The following is a 691-nucleotide window of genomic DNA, read 5'->3' as shown; positions in this document are numbered from 1 at the left end:
CGGGCGGCGTTGGAGGAGCGGGCGGTGGTGCTGGGTGATCCGGCGGCGCTGCGTGATCCCGAGGGCGTGGATGTGGTGCGGGGGGTGGCGGGTTCGGGCGGTCTGGCGTTCCTGTTCTCCGGGCAGGGTTCCCAGCGGGTGGGTATGGGGCGTGAGTTGTATGCGTCGCAGCCGGTGTTTGCTGGGGCTTTCGATGCGGTGGCGGGGGCGTTGGGGCTGCCTTTGGCGGAGGTGATCGCTTCGGGTGAGGGGTTGGACGAGACGGGGTGGACGCAGCCGGCGTTGTTCGCGGTGGAGGTGGCGCTGTTCCGGTTGTTCGAGTCGTGGGGTGTGCGGCCGGACTTCGTCGCGGGTCATTCGATCGGTGAGTTGGCGGCGGCGCATGTGGCGGGGGTGCTGTCGTTGGAGGATGCGGCGGTGCTGGTGGGTGCGCGGGCGCGGTTGATGCAGGCGTTGCCCGGTGGTGGGGCGATGGTGGCCCTGGAGGCGACGGAGGAGGAGGTCCGGGCGGTTCTGGTGGACGGCGTGGACGGTGTGGACATCGCCGCCGTCAACGGGCCCCGGTCGGTGGTGGTTTCGGGTGACGAGGCGGCCGTCGAGAGTGTCCGCGAGCAGTTCGCGGACCGTCGTACGCGTCGGCTGCGGGTCAGCCACGCGTTCCACTCGGCGCACATGGACGGCATGCTGGACG

General features: G+C 70.8%; 1 protein-coding gene. It reads left to right on the top strand.

Translation table 11 applies throughout. From position 1 onward, the window contains the following. A partial coding sequence (locus tag VR45_RS41385; protein WP_045945145.1) for an acyltransferase domain-containing protein occupies positions 1-691 on the top strand: 691 nt, incomplete at both ends.

This window comes from Streptomyces sp. NRRL S-495 (assembly GCF_000966955.1).
GTDB lineage: Bacteria > Actinomycetota > Actinomycetes > Streptomycetales > Streptomycetaceae > Kitasatospora > Kitasatospora purpeofusca.
The sequence above is the reverse complement of the archived record's forward strand: the minus strand, read 5'-3'. Positions and strand labels throughout refer to the sequence as shown.